We start from the raw sequence: 16,283 nt of genomic DNA on the forward strand, positions 1-16,283 counted from the left end.
CGGTTCGCATTCAAATTGCTTTTGAAATTTCATTATGTGAATTCAAAAAGCACATATTGAAAAATCAAGGAATATGTACGAGAATCCGTGACACAGCGTCGAGCCCGCTTTAAGCTCATTTCAAACACCAACCGGAGACAAACATGGCAGCGTCAAACGCTCTCGATGGCCGCGGAACCCCAGATATGGACAGCCAGGAAACCCGCGAATGGATGGAGGCACTGGTCGCCGTGATTCAGCGTGAGGGCCCTGAGCGCGCGCATTACCTGCTGGAACAATTGCTGGAAGAGGCTCGGCAAAACAGTGTCGATTTGCCGTTTTCGGCCAACACCGGCTATGTAAACACCATCGAACCCGGCCAGGAGGCACGCTCGCCTGGCAACCTTGAGATCGAACAACGCTTGCGCGCCTACATGCGCTGGAACGCCATGGCCATGGTGGTCAAGGCCAACAAGCTCAATCCGGCCGATGGCGGCGATCTCGGTGGACATATCGGTTCTTTCGCCTCTTTGGCCAGCCTCTTTGGTGCGGGCTTCAACCATTTTTGGCACGCTGAGAGTGAGAATCACGGCGGTGACTGCCTCTATATCCAGGGCCATGTGTCGCCCGGGGTGTATGCCCGTGCCTACATGGAGGGTCGGCTGACCGAAGAGCAGTTGCTCAATTTCCGCCAGGAAGTGGACGGCAAGGGCCTGTCCAGCTACCCGCATCCCAAGCTGATGCCCAACTTCTGGCAGTTCCCGACGGTGTCCATGGGCTTGGGCCCTTTGATGGCCATTTACCAGGCGCGTTTCCTGAAGTACCTGCACGCCCGTGGCATTGCCAACACCGAGAACCGCAAGGTGTGGGTGTTCTGTGGCGACGGCGAGATGGACGAAGTCGAGTCGCTCGGCGCCATTGGCCTGGCCGCACGCGAGAAACTGGACAACCTGATCTTCGTGATCAACTGCAACCTTCAGCGCCTGGATGGTCCGGTGCGCGGCAACGGCAAGATCATCCAAGAGCTCGAAGGCGAGTTCCGGGGTTCTGGCTGGAACGTCATCAAGCTGGTCTGGGGCAGCCAGTGGGATCCGCTGCTGGCCGCCGACAAAGACGGTGCGCTGCGCAAGATCATGATGGAATGCAACGACGGCGACTACCAGGCATTCAAGGCCAACGATGGCGCTTATGTGCGCAAGCATTTCTTCGGCCGCGATCCCCGCACGCTGGAGATGGTCGCCCACATGAGTGACGAAGAAATCGGCAACCTGCGCCGCGGAGGTCACGATTCGAAGAAGGTCTACGCGGCTTTTGACGTGGCAGTGAAAACCACCGGCCAGCCGACGGTGTTGCTCATCAAGACCGTCAAGGGTTTTGGCATGGGCAAAGTGGGCGAGGGCAAGAACACCGTTCACCAGACCAAGAAGCTTGGAGCCGAAGACATCAAGGCCTTCCGCGATCGTTTCAACATTCCGATTCCCGACAGCGAGCTGTCCAAAATTCCTTTCTACAAACCGGCCGATGACACGCCGGAAATGAAGTATCTGCATGAGCGGCGCAAGGCTTTGGGAGGCTATTTGCCACATCGGCGCGTCAAAGCGGACGAGACCTTTGTTGTTCCCCCGCTCGAGACCTTCAAGGCGGTGATCGAGCCCACGGCCGAAGGTCGCGAAATTTCGACCACGCAGGCCTACGTGCGCTTCCTGACGCAGCTGCTGCGTGAAAAGGAAATCGGCCCCCGCGTGGTGCCTATCCTGGTGGACGAAGCCCGTACCTTTGGTATGGAGGGCCTGTTCCGCCAGATTGGCATCTACAACCCAGCAGGTCAGCAGTACACACCGGTCGATAAAGAACAGGTGATGTACTACAAGGAAGACAAGCAGGGCCAGATCCTGCAGGAAGGCATCAACGAAGCCGGCGGCATGAGCAGCTGGATTGCGGCCGCCACCAGCTACAGCACGAGCAACCGGATCATGATCCCGTTTTACGTGTATTACTCCATGTTCGGATTCCAGCGCATTGGCGATCTGGCCTGGGCTGCGGGTGACATGCAGGCTCGTGGCTTTCTGCTGGGCGGCACCTCGGGCCGCACCACACTGAACGGCGAAGGCCTGCAACACGAAGACGGCCACAGCCATATCCTGGCCAACACCATTCCGAACTGCATCAGCTACGACCCGACCTTTGCACACGAAGTCGGCGTGATCCTGCACCATGGCCTCAAACGCATGGTTGAGCAGCAGGATAACGTGTACTTCTACATAACGCTGCTCAACGAAAACTACGCGATGCCGGGCCTCAAGGCGGGCACAGAAGAACAAATCCTCAAAGGCATGTACCTGTGCAAGCCAGGCTCGAAAAACAAGAAACGGGTACAGCTGCTGGGTTCGGGCAGCATCCTGCGCGAGAGCATTGCGGCGCAGGAGCTGCTGGAACAGGACTGGGGCGTGGGCGCCGATGTCTGGAGCTGCCCGAGCTTCAACGAACTGACCCGTGAGGGGCAAGACGCCGAGCGCTGGAATCTGCTGCATCCGCTGGAGACGCCGCGCGTGTCTTTCGTGGCTCAGCAACTCGAGAAGCACGTGGGTCCGGTGGTTGCTTCGACCGATTACATGAAGGCCTATGCTGAACAAATCCGGTCGTTCATTCCCAAGGGCCGCACCTACAAGGTACTGGGCACCGATGGCTTTGGGCGCTCCGATTTCCGCGTCAAGCTGCGTGAGCACTTTGAAATAGACCGCCACTACATCGTGCTCGCGGCTTTGAAGGCGCTGAGCGAAGAGGGTACGGTGCCGGTGACCAAGGTGGCTGAGGCCATCAAGAAGTACGGCATCAAGGTGGACAAGATCAACCCGCTCTATGCATGAGGTTGACTCCCCCTGCGGCGCCTTTGGCGCTAGCCCCCAAGGGGCGAAGCCGGCCGACTGGCTGAGCCAGATCGGCAGCTTCCTGGGTTGAAGAGCTCGCGCCTCGCGCAACGACTATCTGATTGGAGACAAACATGGCAATGGTAGAAGTGAAGGTCCCGGACATCGGTGACTTTGATGAAGTAGCGGTGATCGAATTGCTGGTCAAGGTGGGCGACACGGTCGCTGCCGAGCAATCACTCATCACGGTGGAATCCGACAAGGCTTCGATGGAGATTCCGTCGAGCACGGCAGGCGTGGTGAAAGAGCTGCGTGTGGCCATTGGCGACAAGGTGAAAGAAGGTTCGGTGGTGTTGATGGTGGAAGCAGCCGCTGGTGCCGCTGCTCCCGCACCAGCACCAACACCAGCTTCAGCTGCTGATGCGCCAGTGGCGGCGGCGCCTGTGGCCGCCTCAGCACCGGCGCCGGCTGCTGCCGCTCCGCCGGCCAGTGGGCCCGTGAATGTGATGGTGCCGGACATCGGTGACTTCAAGGACGTGGCAGTGATCGAGGTGCTCGTCAAAGCTGGCGACGCCATCAAGGTCGAGCAGAGCCTGATCACTGTCGAGTCCGACAAGGCCTCCATGGAGATCCCGTCGAGCCACGCGGGCGTGTTGAAAGAACTCAAGGTCAAGGTCGGCGACACGGTCAACATCGGCGATTTGCTGGCTGTGCTCGAAGGTGTGGCCGGCGCTGCTGCGCCTGCGTCAGCCGCAACTGCGCCAACCGCAGCACCTGCGGCCGCGGCTCCAACTGCTGCTGCTGCTGCTGCTGCTGCGCCTGCCGCAGCCACCGTTGCCGCACCGGCGCACAACCCGAGCGGCAGCCCTGCACTGGGCCTGCCCCATGCGTCGCCTTCGGTGCGCAAGTTTGCGCGTGAATTGGGTGTGCCCTTGGCCGAAGTCAAAGGCTCGGGGCTCAAAGGACGCATCACGGCGCTGGACATCCAGACGTTCACCAAATCTGTCATGAGCGGTGCAGCACAAACGGTGGCACAAGCTGGGAAAGCGCCCGCGGGCGGTGGCGGATCCGAGTTGGGCCTGATTCCTTGGCCCAAGGTGGACTTCGCGAAGTTCGGTCCCATTGAACGCAAGGAGATGGGACGCATCAAGAAGATCAGCGGTGCCAACCTGTTGCGCAACGCGATCATGATTCCGGCAGTCACCAACTTTGATGATGCCGACATCACCGACCTCGAAGCCTTCCGGGTGTCCACCAACAAGGAAAACGAAAAGAGCGGTGTCAAGGTCACCATGCTCGCCTTCTTGATCAAGGCTTGTGTTTCCGCCCTGCAGAAGTTCCCCGAATTCAACAGCTCGCTGGACGGTGATGCCTTGGTCTACAAGCAGTTCTGGCACATCGGTTTCGCCGCCGACACGCCGAATGGCTTGATGGTCCCCGTGATCAAAGATGCCGATAAAAAGGGCGTTGTTCAGATCAGCAAAGAAATGGGCGAATTGGCCAAGAAGGCCCGCGAAGGCAAACTGAGCCCGGCAGAAATGACGGGAGCCAGCTTCACGATTTCCAGTCTGGGCGGCATTGGGGGGCGGTATTTCACGCCCATCATCAATGCGCCCGAGGTGGCGATTCTCGGCGTTTGCAGAAGCAACATGGAACCGGTATGGGATGGCAAAGCCTTTGTGCCCCGCCTGATGTTGCCGCTGTCACTCACGTGGGACCACCGCGTGATCGACGGTGCCGCCGCTGCGCGCTTCAATGCCTATCTCGGCCAGATCCTCAGCGACTTCCGTCGCGTTCTTCTTTAAGGAGCGCCAGATGTCCATCATGGAAATTCAGGTTCCCGATATTGGCGACTTCGATGAAGTTGCGGTGATCGAGTTGCTGGTGAAACCCGGTGACACCGTCAAGGCCGAACAAAGCTTGATCACAGTCGAAAGCGACAAGGCCTCCATGGAGATTCCGTCGTCCCACGCAGGCGTCGTGAAAGCGATCCAGGTCAAGATTGGCGACAAGGTCAAACAAGGGTCGGTGGTGCTCACGCTGGACGCAGCCGCCGAGGGCGTCTCTGCGCCTGCAGCGCCTGCCCCGGCGGCTGCAGCCGCATCGTCCGCACCTGCGCCAGCCGCTGCACCGGTGGTGGCCCCCGTGGCCTCCAGCTTCGCTGGCAGCGCGGATGTTGAGTGCGATCTGCTCGTGCTGGGCGCAGGCCCTGGCGGCTACTCGGCGGCTTTCCGCGCTGCCGATCTGGGCCTCAAGGTCGTGATCGTGGAGCGTTATGCACAGATCGGAGGCGTCTGCCTCAACGTGGGTTGCATCCCCAGCAAAGCGTTGCTGCACGTGGCCGCCGTGATGGACGAAGTGAGCCACATGGCCGACCTCGGCGTGGACTTCGGTGCACCCAAAGTCGATATCAACAAGCTGCGCACCCACAAAGAAAAGGTGATCGGCAAGCTGACCGGCGGTCTGGCGGCCATGGCCAAGATGCGCAAGGTCACCATCGTGCGCGGTTACGGCGCGTTTGTGGGCGCTAATCACGTCGAAGTGGAAGAAACCACAGGCACTGGCCAGGAAAAGACCGGTAAAAAGCAAACGGTTGCATTCAAGAAGTGCATCATTGCCGCCGGGTCCCAAGCCGTGCGCCTGCCCTTCATGCCCGACGATTCTCGCGTGGTCGACTCCACCGGCGCCCTCGAGCTCAAGGAAGTGCCCAAGCGCATGCTGATCCTGGGTGGCGGCATCATTGGCCTGGAAATGGGCACGGTCTACAGCACGCTGGGCGCACGCCTGGATGTGGTGGAAATGATGGACGGCCTGATGCAGGGCGCCGATCGCGATCTGGTCAAAATCTGGCAAAAAATGAACGCCAAGCGCTTTGACAACATCATGCTCAAGACCAAGACGGTGGGGGCCAAAGCCACGCCCAAAGGCATTGAGGTGTCGTTCGAGAGTGCCGAAGAGGGCGGTAAAGCGCCGGATCCCCAGGTGTACGACCTGGTTTTGCAAGCCGTAGGACGCACGCCCAATGGCAAGAAGATCGCTGCCGACAAGGCAGGCGTCGCCGTCACGGATCGCGGGTTCATCAATGTTGACATCCAGATGCGCACCAACGTGCCCCACATCTTCGCCATTGGTGACATCGTGGGACAACCCATGCTGGCGCACAAGGCTGTGCACGAAGCGCATGTGGCAGCGGAAGTGATTGCAGGCGAATTGCAAGGCAATGCTGAGCTGGCCAGCGCAGCTTTCAACGCCCGCGTGATCCCCAGCGTGGCGTACACCGACCCCGAAGTGGCTTGGGTGGGCCTCACCGAAGACCAGGCCAAGGCCCAGGGCATCAAGGTCAAGAAAGGCCTTTTCCCCTGGAACGCCTCCGGCCGCGCGATTGCCAACGGTCGCGACGAAGGCGTCACCAAACTGCTGTTCGACGATTCACCCGAGGCCCATGGCCACGGCAAGATCCTGGGCGGCGGCATGGTCGGCACGCACGCGGGCGACATGATCGGTGAAGTGGCGCTGGCCATCGAGATGGGCGCTGACGCCATCGACATCGGCAAGACCATCCACCCGCACCCCACGCTGGGCGAAAGCATCGGCATGGCGGCGGAGGTGGCACACGGGTCTTGTACGGATCTGCCGCCTGCGCGGAAGTAGGCCACCTACGCAGTCCCTTGGAAGGCTCTGTCTTGACACCACAGAGCCTTTTGTCCTTTCATTGGGCTCTTCGCAGTTTTGGTTCGCTTCTTGGGCATGGATCAAACGCGCGTTGGCCACAGCAGCGGGTCGCCACGCCTTGAGTTAAGCGCTGGTGATCGTTCAACTTCAAACTATCCCCAGATAGATTTCAACTTTGCCAGACACCGCGCAGCAAACCGCTTTTCCCGAAACGACCGCGACTCCTTTGAAAACCGCTAATGCCGCATGGATCGCGTTCGCCATTGCGTCGTTGTTTTTTCTGTACGAGTTCGTGACACGGGTTGAGCCCAGCTTGGCGGCGGACCCGATCAAGCAGTTCTACCAGTTGTCGGAGGCGCGCTTTGGCACGGTGTCCAGCCTGTTTTTCTGGGTGTATGCGCCGATGCAGATCGTGGTTGGCCTGTTGCTGGATCGCTATGGCGCACGGCGCTTTGTGCTGCTGGGGAGTTTTTGTTGTTCGGCAGGGGTGCTGCTTTTTGCGGCGACCGACCATGTGGTGGTCGCCGAGATGGGGCGGATGCTGACGGGTTTTGGTGCGTCGTTCGCCTTTGTCGCTGCGCTGTGGCTGGTCAATCACTGGTTTGCGCCGGAGCGTTTCGCGTTGCTTTCCAGCATCGTCAATGCGGTAGGGATGCTGGGCGCGGCCATTGGTGGTGTGCTGCTGTCCGGACTTATGGTCAGCGCGGGATGGCACTACGTGTTCGTGGCCACCGGTGTGGCGGGCATGGTGATTTTTTTGCTCGCACTGGTTTTTCTGCATGAGCCGCCGTCACCGGCAGCCAGCGCCACGGCGCCTGTGGGCACCCATGTCAGACAGAGCCTGTTGGCGGTGATCGGCAACCGCCGCACCTGGGCGATCGCGGTCATTGGCCTGCTTTACTACGTGCCGGTCAATGTGTATGGCGGTTTGTGGGGCGCAACCGAACTGGTGCACAACCACCACGTCTCGGCGGTTGCGGCGGAGACGCTGGTTTCGTTGGTTTTCTGGGGAATGACGGCGGGCAGCGTTTTTGGTGGCTGGCTGTCGGACAGGCTCGGTCACCGCAAGTGGCTGGTTTTTTCGGGGTCGCTGCTCACGGCATTGGCCTATGTCGGTGCGCTGTATTTGCCCGGCCCCACTTGGCTGGAAGCCAGCCTGTTGTTCGCGGCCGGGTTTTTTGGTGGGCTGCAAATGCTGACCTTTGCCATGGCCAAGGAGGGGCATGCAAACGAGTTGACCGGCACCGTGGTGGCATTCGTCAACATGATCGGCATCGCCGGCGCGATGGTCTTCCAGCCGCTGGTGGGTTATCTGGCCGATATCAGCGGCGGCGATTTTCAGATGGCGCTGACGGTGGTGCCCCTGTGCGCGGGATTGGCCGCCTTGCTGGTGTTGTTCCTGCCCGAGTACCGCCATCCCGATCACCAGCCGGGGGCCCGTCCCCTTTGACTGCACGTGGAGCGCTCGCTTGGAGATGATGGACAGCAGACGGGCAACGCCGCCTTGCCGTATCGGCGCTGTATCCACAGCAACCCGCCTCAGCGCCAGAAGGCACTTGGCGGCTGTCCCATGGCTTGCTTGAACATGGCCGTAAAGGCGCTGTCGCTGGCGTAGCCGCTGGCTGCAGCGACCTCACTGATCGGGGCACCGCGGGCCAGCATCGGCAGGGCCCTTGCCAATACGACCTGTTGGCGCCATTGCTGGAAGCTGGTGCCCAACTGGCTGCGAAACAGCCGGGCGATGGTGCGCTCGCTGGCGCCCACGTCACGCGCCCATTCGCCGAGCGTGGCGCATTCGGCAGGTGCACGCAGCACCGCGTCGCACAACATGCGCAAGCGGTGATCGCCGGTCAGCGAATGCGGCAAGGGCACCCCGAGCTGCTGGGTTGGCGCTTGTTGCAGTTCGTCCAGAACCAGCGCGGAAAGCAGCGATTCTCGGGCGATGCCCAGCGGCTGGTTGGCGGTTGGGTTCGCCAGCATCGCGCCCACTTCATCGAGCGCCTGAATCAGTTCCCGCAACAACGGCGAGACGATGGTCATTCGCCCACTGTGCCAGCCCGGCGGAGCCGCAGCAGCGTGGATGTACAAGGTGCGGAACGCGGCATCTTCCAGCGCATGTACCGCATGCAGCGAAGCCGGTGCGATCCACACCGCACGCGAGAAGGGAACGATGCAGCTGATTTCGTCCTGGGCGTTTGCGGCCAATGTTGCTGTCACCTGCAACACGCCGCTGGCGCAATAGGCGAGTTGTGCCCACTGGTGTTGGTGCGGTTCGAAATGGGTATCTGCCGGCAGGTAACGGGCCCGCACCCGCACCGGTCGTTCGACGCTGGGCCGGAACGGGTCGGTGTTGCCCACTGCCATTCGTGGTGCTGTAGCGAAAGGGGGGCGGCGGGCCATGAAGTTTGGCGGAATTTCGACGATTGTTGGCGATTCATCGTGTACGCGAATCAAGGCGCCATCTTACGATAGCCGCCATGAATGCCACCGTTGCCCCAGCGGGCCCCCATTTGTCCGACAACACCGTGTCCCAGGACGCGACCGTGATCGGGCTTGTTGGCGCCGCCCACCTGATCAGCCACTTCAGCCAGCTGTTGCTGGCGCCATTGTTTCCGTGGCTGAAGGAAGTCTTCCAAGTGAGCTACACGGAACTCGGCTTCCTGATGACGCTGTTTTTTTTAGTCTCATGTGCGGTGCAGGCCGCTTCTGGATTCTTGGTCGACCGTTTTGGACCACGGCCGATTCTGTTCGTCGGTCTGGGCCTGATCGGGCTGGCTGCGATGGGTTATGCCAGCAGCACCAGTTACACGATGCTGGCCGCGTTCGCCATCGTGGGTGGCATTGGCAACGGGGTATTTCATCCGGTTGACTACACCTTCTTGAACCGCAAGATCAACCCGGTGCGCCTGGGCCATGCCTACAGCGTGCATGGCATCACCGGCAGCCTGGGCTGGGCGCTGGCGCCAGCCATGCTGGTGCCGATCACCCTGTTCGCGTCCTGGCGCGTGGCGTTGGTCTGTGCGGGCGCGCTGGCCTGGGCTGTCCTGGCGCTGGTGTGGTTCAAACGCTCGAAGCTCGTGCTTGAACCCACGGTCAAGCAGTCGGCGCCTGACGCGGTCTTCGCCAACCAACGCCCGGAAGGCGATCTGGACTTTTTGCGCATTCCGGCGGTGTGGATGTGTTTTGCGTTCTTTTTCTTCTACGCGATGGTGCTCAGCGTGATCCAGGCCTTTGCCCCCGAAGCGGCGCGGCATCTGCATGATTTTCCACTGACCCTGGTGGCGCTGTGCCTGAGCGTCTACATGGTCAGTGCGGCCGGTGGCATGGTGTTGGGTGGGTTTCTGGCGTCCGATCCTTCGCGCTGCGAACGCATCGTTGGCGTTGGGTTCGGTATGGCCGCCTGTATCGCGGCCATCATCGGGTTCACGTCGGTGCCGGGTGCGTGGATTCCGGTCCTGTTCGGTTTGATGGGTTTTGCCAGCGGCATTGCGGGCCCTTCACGCGACTTGCTGGTCAAGAAGTCCACGCCGGAGAATGCGACTGGCCGCGTCTATGGCGTGGTGTACGCTGGCCTGGATATCGGTCAGGCCGTGGCGCCACTGATATTTGGCCGCCTGATGGATCAGGGCAACTACCACGGCATCTGGGTGGGGCTGGTCATTCTCCAGGGCATCCTGATCGCCAGCGCGTTCCGGGTCCGCCGGGCCCGGCGCACGCTGTTGGTGCCGGCCTGAATCGGCTGGCGCCTTCCTCGCGTTGCCACCTTTTGGCTGTGGAACAACCTCTAGCTCACCGCAGCCAGCAAGCCCCAGGTCCACAACCCAGCCGCAGGCCTGCGGGAATCGATGATGCCGTCGCCGATCATTCTGCGGTCGTTGAGCAGATCCGTGGTTGGTGTCAGCCAGTCGCAGAGATGGAAGGCCAGCAGCTGGTTGCGACCGGCGCGAGCGATTTGAGTCTGCAGTTTGGGATCCCTCCTCACGTGGTACATGCTGACCGCAACGCCGAGACCGGCCGTGGCGCCAGGAGCAGATTCGCGAAATGGGTCCAGCGCAGCGCACAGATCGATCGCCATTCGCGGATGGTTCTTGTCAGAATCTGCCGCCGGGCAAGCGGTAACCTCATCCGTCAGCGAAAAGCCACTGGGCCGCTGGGTTCACTGGTTTTTTTGTGCTCGAGTGATTTCTCAGGCGTTCAAGGCGATACGCTTGGCAGAGGGGTTGTGCCGCAGCAGCTGAAGCACCTTCAACCGCCCAATCCGGGCGTGTGAAACGCCATTCTTGAACGATGTCGCTCGCTGTTGCAGTGCACAATCAGGGCTTTGTCGCGAAAGTCAGTGAAGGCTAACGCATCACCTTTGTGAGTGGATGGTCGGATGACAGTTGTTAAGGGAAAGTGGGCTCGGGTCTTCTTCTGGTCCAAGCTCCTGCTGGTCGCTACACTGATCCTGTTGATGGCTGCTGCGGGGTGGCTGGTGATCAGGGAATTGCGCACTTCGGCGTACCAGGCCCGTTTTTTTTCACGCCTGGCTGACAAAGCCCAGTTTGCAGTCGGAGATGGGCGCAGCGAAGCTGTTCGCTTCCCAGCCAGCGCACCCTATGACGACCGGATGGGCTACGCCAAGTTGCCCCAGTTTTTGGACCGTTTGACGCAGCGTGGTTTTGATGTGGAAACACAGGCCCGCATGTCACCGGGCATGCTGGATCTGGTGGATCAAGGTTACTTTGCGCCTTACCGGGAAAAGGTGCAGGGCGGTCTGGCTGTGAACGATTGTCGGGGTGCTTCGTTGTATCAACAGCGGTCCCCTGAGCGTGTGATCCAACGGTTTGCCGACTTGCCACCTCTGTGGGTACAGAGCTTGCTCTTCATTGAAAACCGCGAACTGCTGGACCCCGCTGAGCCCAAGCGCAACCCGGCCGTGGAATGGGCGCGGTTGGCCGTAGCGGTCTTTGGAGCCGTTCGAACGCTGGGGGGCAACGCGGGCGAAACGCCGGGCGGCAGCACCTTGGCCACGCAGATTGAAAAGTACCGCCACTCACCCAACGGACGCACCGCTTCGATGGGCGACAAACTCCAGCAAATGGGTTCTGCAAGTTTGCGTGCCTATTTGCAAGGCGAAGACACCACCGCATCCCGGCAAGCGGTCGTGGTGACCTACCTCAACACCATGCCTTTGTCGGCCAAAGCGGGTTTTGGCGAAGTGCACGGCATCGGCGACGGGCTCTGGGCCTGGTATGGACGAGACTTTGCAGAGGTTCAACGCATTCTCAAAAATCAGCCTGCAGACGGTACCGTTGATGCCGATGCGGCACATCTGTTCAAAGAGGTGCTCAGCTTGCTGATTTCGCAGCGGCGGCCCTCGTACTATCTGGAAGCCCCCACCGAAGAGCTTGAAGCGATCACCAACACGCATTTGCGGTTGTTGGCCAACGCCGGCGTGATTCCGGTGGAGCTGAAGGATGTGGCGCTGGCATCACCCTTGACTCGCCGTGTGGGGCGTGTGCCTTCATCAAGCGCTGGATTTGTCCAGCAAAAGGCATCCACCGCCGTGCGCACGCACCTGGCGGGGCTGCTCGGCAACAGCCTTTACGAACTGGACCGGCTGGACCTGCGGGTTGAGACCACATTTGACAGCGAGGTACAACAACAGGTGACCGAATTTCTGCGTGGGCTGCGCGATCCTGAGCGGGTCAAGGCCTTGGGCCTGAACCAGCGACATTTGTTGGCCAAAGGCGATCCGGGCGAGGTGATCTACAGTTTCAACCTGTATGAGCAAATCGGTGGGCGCAATGTGCTGCGGGTGCAGACGGACAACTTGAATCAACCGCTGAACATCAACCAGGGCAGCAAGCTGGATCTGGGCTCGACGGCCAAGTTGCGCACCTTGGTGACCTACCTGGATATTGTTGAGAAGCTGCACCGGCGGCTTTCAACGCTCGACGACTCGCAATTGCGTGAGCTGAGTTTCGACCGCAGGGATGTGCTGTCGACTTGGGCTGTGTCCTATCTGCTGCAGCCGGCCACAGACAAGTCACTGCGCCCGATGCTCGACGCGGCCCTGGCGCGCCGTTATTCGGCCAACCCGCAAGAGGTATTTTTCACGGGGGGCGGGGAACACCGGTTCGGCAACTTCAGCGCGGCGGACAACAACCGGGTGGTGTCGGTTCAAGAGGCCCTGCGCAATTCCATCAATCTGGTCTTCGTTCGCCTCATGCGCGATGTGGTTCAGCACTACATGTTCCTGGTGCCGGGCTCTTCGGCGCAGATTCTGCGAGATGCCGATGACCCTCGGCGCACACGCTATCTGGAGCGCTTTGCCGACCAGGAGGGCCAAGTGTTCCTCCGCCGTTTTCTGACGAAATACGGCGGTAAAAGCCCCCAGGCGCAGCAAGAGCTGTTGTTGGAGGGGCTGCGGCTGAGTGACTCTCGGTTGGCGGCGGTGCATCGCAGCATTGCGCCTCAAGCCCCGTTCGATGTGTTCAAGGCCTTTGTGGTGGGTCATTTACCGACAGGTCGCAAGGACGCTGATTCAAAACGCCTTGAGCGCCTTTATGAACAGTACGCACCCGACAACATGTCGCTCGCCGATCGCGGCTACCTGGCGGGCGTGCATCCGCTGGAGCTCTGGTTGCTGGGCCATTTGCAGGTCCACCCGCAAGCGACGCAGACTCAGGTGATGGAGGCCAGCGTGACCGAGCGCCAGGCGGTATACAAGTGGTTGTTTTCAACCCATCGAAAAAGTGCGCAAGACCGCCGTATCCAGACGCTGCTGGAGCGAGAGGCCTTTCTGGAGGTGCACCGCCAGTGGTCCAGTATGGGCTATCCCTTTGGCACCCTGGTGTCTTCTTACGCCACAGCGCTCGGTGCGTCGGCGGATCGACCGGGCGCTCTGGCGGAATTCATGGGCATCCTGGTCAATGACGGGAATCGCCTGCCCCAGAACCGCATTCGCAGCATTCACTTTGCGGAAAAAACGCCCTACGAAACCTCTTTGCAGCCGAGACCGTTGGAGGGCGACCGCGTCCTGGAGCCCGAGGTCGCCCGGGCCGTGCGAGAGGCCATACTCGATGTGGTGGAAGAGGGGACGGCGCGAAGGGTGCTCAATGCGTTTGTGGGCCAAGACGGTACGGCCTTGCCCGTTGGCGGCAAGACCGGCACCGGTGACCAGCGCTTCAACACCTATGGCGAACGCGGCCAATTGCTGGTCTCCCGGGTGGTCAACCGTTCGGCCACGTTCGTGTTTTTGATTGGCGACCGCTTCTACGGCACGATCACAGCGTTTGTGCCCGGTGAAAAGGCCGCCCAGTACGGGTTCACGAGCGGCTTGCCGGTGCAATTGCTCAAACAGCTTGCGCCCACGTTGATGCCCTTGCTGGAGCCGAAGCGTGATTTGAGCGGTGAAGCCCAAACTTGCCTGGGTTGAGCGAAGCGATTTCGGCAAGCTCGGGCATGGGGCTCGCTCGCTGGCTGGAAGACCGCGCGGAAAGTGGGGCAAGGGGTTTGTGTGAGACTGTGTCTTTCAGTTTTCATCTGGCCTGGGCGACCCAGGCTCGCACCCATGTCCATCACTTCACTCGATAAAAGCAAAATCCGGATTCTATTGCTGGAAGGCATACATGCCTCTGCGCTGGATGCATTGCAAAAGGCAGGGTATTCCCAGATCGAATCCGTTTCGGGCGCCTTGCCTGATGAGGAGCTGAAGGCAAAGATTGCGGATGTGCATTTTCTGGGCATCCGCTCGCGCACCCAGCTCACCGCTGACGTTCTGGTCCATGCGAAGAAACTGGTGGCGGTGGGCTGCTTTTGCATCGGCACCAACCAGGTGGATCTGGTCGCGGCGCGTGCGCAAGGTGTTGCCGTGTTCAATGCGCCGTACTCCAATACCCGTTCCGTGGCTGAATTGGTGTTGGCCGAAGCCATTTTGTTGCTGCGGGGCATTCCCGAGAAGAACGCGGCAGCGCACCGTGGTGGCTGGATCAAGTCCGCCGAGAATGCCTATGAGATTCGAGGCAAGGTGCTGGGGATCGTGGGCTATGGCTCGATCGGCACGCAGCTGTCTGTTCTGGCCGAAGCCCTGGGCATGCAGGTTATCTTTCATGATGTGGTCAGCAAGCTGCCCCTGGGCAATGCGCGCCAGGTTCAGGGATTGCCGGAACTGCTCTCGCAGAGCGACATCGTGAGCCTGCACGTCCCCGAGTTGCCTTCGACCCAATGGATGATGGGTGCGGATCAGATCGCGGCCATGAAGCCTGGGGCGGTGTTGATCAATGCCGCTCGAGGGACACTGGTTCGCATTGAGCCTTTGGCCGAGGCCTTGAAAGCACGCAGGTTGCTGGGCGCTGCGATTGACGTGTTTCCTGTGGAGCCCCGTGGCAATCAGGAAGAGTTCCTGTCGCCGTTGAGAGGGCTGGACAATGTCATTCTGACCCCGCATGTGGGGGGCTCCACCATGGAAGCTCAAGCCAACATCGGACTGGAAGTCGCTGAGAAGTTGGTGAAGTACAGCGACAACGGAACGACCACCTCAGCCGTGAATTTCCCTGAAGTCGCATTGCCGCCTCACCCAGGCAAGCACCGGTTGTTGCACGTGCATCACAACGCACCGGGCGTGCTGTCCAACATCAACCGCATCCTGTCTGACCATCAAATCAACATCTCTGCTCAGTATCTGCAGACCCGTGAGGACGTGGGTTATGTGGTGATGGATCTGGATACCGCCTCTTCGGGCCTTGCGCTGGACATGCTGGCGCAAGTCCCGGGCACCATCCGCAGCCGCGTGCTCTTCTAAGCGGTATTTTCAGAACGCTGGCCTTGTGGCGAATGGCGTTGTGCGATGAGGGACCCAGTGCGCCTTCCTTGGGTCGACGCGGGCGAGCTTGTGGCGTGCTCGAATTGGGGGGGCAAGTCCGCAAGGGAAACGCCACCTCAACCACCCCGTGTGCGGCGAGGGTCGACGCGGGACGCGTGATTTCCAGGGACTGCCCGGACAGTTGACCCGACCGGGCAACAAAGCCTGCATTCGGCACAGCGACCTCCAGACCCACATCCCGCAGGGCTCGCTTACAGGTCTGCAACGCCAATTGTTTGCTGGCCCGGGCAGGCCGGCCGATTTTTGTGCGCTGGTGTCAATCGCGCATCGCATTCGCTTCAATACCGTCGAGGCAGGGCGTCCCTGAGCAGCTGCGGCTTGACAATGGCATCGGACCACCAGCCCTGCTGAACGGCCATCGTTTTTTAGGCATCCTGTCCCACGCAAGAGTTGCGCGGGTGGCGCAGCTTGTTTTCGTGCTTGTCCACAGGGTGTTGCACCAGCGCGAACACAACTGTCGGCGCGGTGGTGCACAGGACGAGCAAAGAACCCGTTGGACCGGTCCCGCGCGTGCGGTCACCAATTTTCCTGGTGTTGACCCAATCGCAGCTCGGCTGTCCGAGCCACCGACAAGACCTTGGCGAAGCTTGGTCGGACGCATCCAAACCACCTTCAACCGTTGGCTGCGCCATTGCGCTCGCCCCTCGGCGCGGCGTTTGGTGGGGTTGTCTAAGGACCCTCTGCAAAACCACGGACCGCCAGGGTTCGGCCAAAAACGCGCGGCTGACGCACCTGTTGGCTTGCGTGTGCCCAGTGGCACACGACGCGCCAGGCAGGCACACCGGTCATCTCGTTTTGGATCCGAACGCGCATGGCGGAGGTGATGCAGAGGGTCCCTAGACGAAGTACTACAAGAGTAAAGCCCGGAAATGAATGATTTTTAACGCTTTAATTAT

The 16,283-nt window shown here is 60.6% G+C and carries 9 protein-coding genes; 7 read left to right on the forward strand and 2 right to left on the reverse strand.

What is annotated here, in order from left to right:
- Nucleotides 1-143: 143 nt before the first annotated feature.
- From aceE to E5678_RS03825, 4 genes are all read left to right on the forward strand, one after another.
- A complete protein-coding gene (aceE, locus tag E5678_RS03810; protein ID WP_136177294.1) occupies nucleotides 144-2,846 on the forward strand; it encodes a pyruvate dehydrogenase (acetyl-transferring), homodimeric type in 2,703 nt (900 codons plus the stop codon).
- Nucleotides 2,847-2,980: 134 nt separating this feature from the next.
- Nucleotides 2,981-4,651, forward strand: a complete 1,671-nt coding sequence (gene aceF / locus E5678_RS03815; protein ID WP_136177295.1) for a dihydrolipoyllysine-residue acetyltransferase — start codon at nucleotides 2,981-2,983, stop codon at nucleotides 4,649-4,651.
- 10 nt (nucleotides 4,652-4,661) lie between these two features.
- Nucleotides 4,662-6,497, forward strand: coding sequence for a dihydrolipoyl dehydrogenase (lpdA, locus tag E5678_RS03820; RefSeq protein ID WP_136177296.1), 1,836 nt, complete (start codon nucleotides 4,662-4,664; stop codon nucleotides 6,495-6,497).
- Nucleotides 6,498-6,744: 247 nt separating this feature from the next.
- The gene (locus tag E5678_RS03825) at nucleotides 6,745-7,968 is read left to right on the forward strand and encodes an MFS transporter (protein WP_168708481.1); all 1,224 of its coding nucleotides are present in this window, start codon (nucleotides 6,745-6,747) and stop codon (nucleotides 7,966-7,968) included.
- 89 nt (nucleotides 7,969-8,057) lie between these two features.
- Here E5678_RS03825 and E5678_RS03830 read toward each other — a convergent pair whose 3' ends face one another.
- Nucleotides 8,058-8,882, reverse strand: coding sequence for a helix-turn-helix transcriptional regulator (locus E5678_RS03830; RefSeq protein WP_136177298.1), 825 nt, complete (start codon nucleotides 8,880-8,882; stop codon nucleotides 8,058-8,060).
- Between the two features lie 113 nt (nucleotides 8,883-8,995).
- Between E5678_RS03830 and E5678_RS03835 the strand changes: the two genes are divergently transcribed.
- A complete protein-coding gene (locus tag E5678_RS03835) occupies nucleotides 8,996-10,252 on the forward strand; it encodes an MFS transporter (protein WP_136177299.1) in 1,257 nt (418 codons plus the stop codon).
- Nucleotides 10,253-10,302: 50 nt separating this feature from the next.
- On the opposite strand, the gene E5678_RS22450 is transcribed toward E5678_RS03835, so the two are convergent.
- Nucleotides 10,303-10,593: a hypothetical protein gene (locus E5678_RS22450; protein WP_210731981.1), complete on the reverse strand. Its 291-nt coding sequence runs from the start codon at nucleotides 10,591-10,593 to the stop codon at nucleotides 10,303-10,305.
- Between the two features lie 300 nt (nucleotides 10,594-10,893).
- Here E5678_RS22450 and E5678_RS03845 point away from each other — a divergent pair, with 300 nt between their 5' ends.
- Together E5678_RS03845 and serA are read left to right on the forward strand one after the other, a co-directional pair.
- Nucleotides 10,894-13,941 carry a transglycosylase domain-containing protein gene (locus E5678_RS03845; protein WP_136177300.1) on the forward strand — a complete coding sequence of 1,016 codons (3,048 nt, stop codon included), beginning with the start codon at nucleotides 10,894-10,896 and terminating at the stop codon, nucleotides 13,939-13,941.
- A 135-nt stretch (nucleotides 13,942-14,076) separates the two neighbouring features.
- Nucleotides 14,077-15,306 (forward strand): phosphoglycerate dehydrogenase, encoded by a 1,230-nt coding sequence (serA, locus tag E5678_RS03850; protein WP_136177301.1) that lies wholly within the window; start codon nucleotides 14,077-14,079, stop codon nucleotides 15,304-15,306.
- Nucleotides 15,307-16,283 lie beyond the last annotated feature (977 nt).

Source organism: Hydrogenophaga sp. PAMC20947, from assembly GCF_004795855.1.
GTDB lineage: Bacteria > Pseudomonadota > Gammaproteobacteria > Burkholderiales > Burkholderiaceae_C > Hydrogenophaga.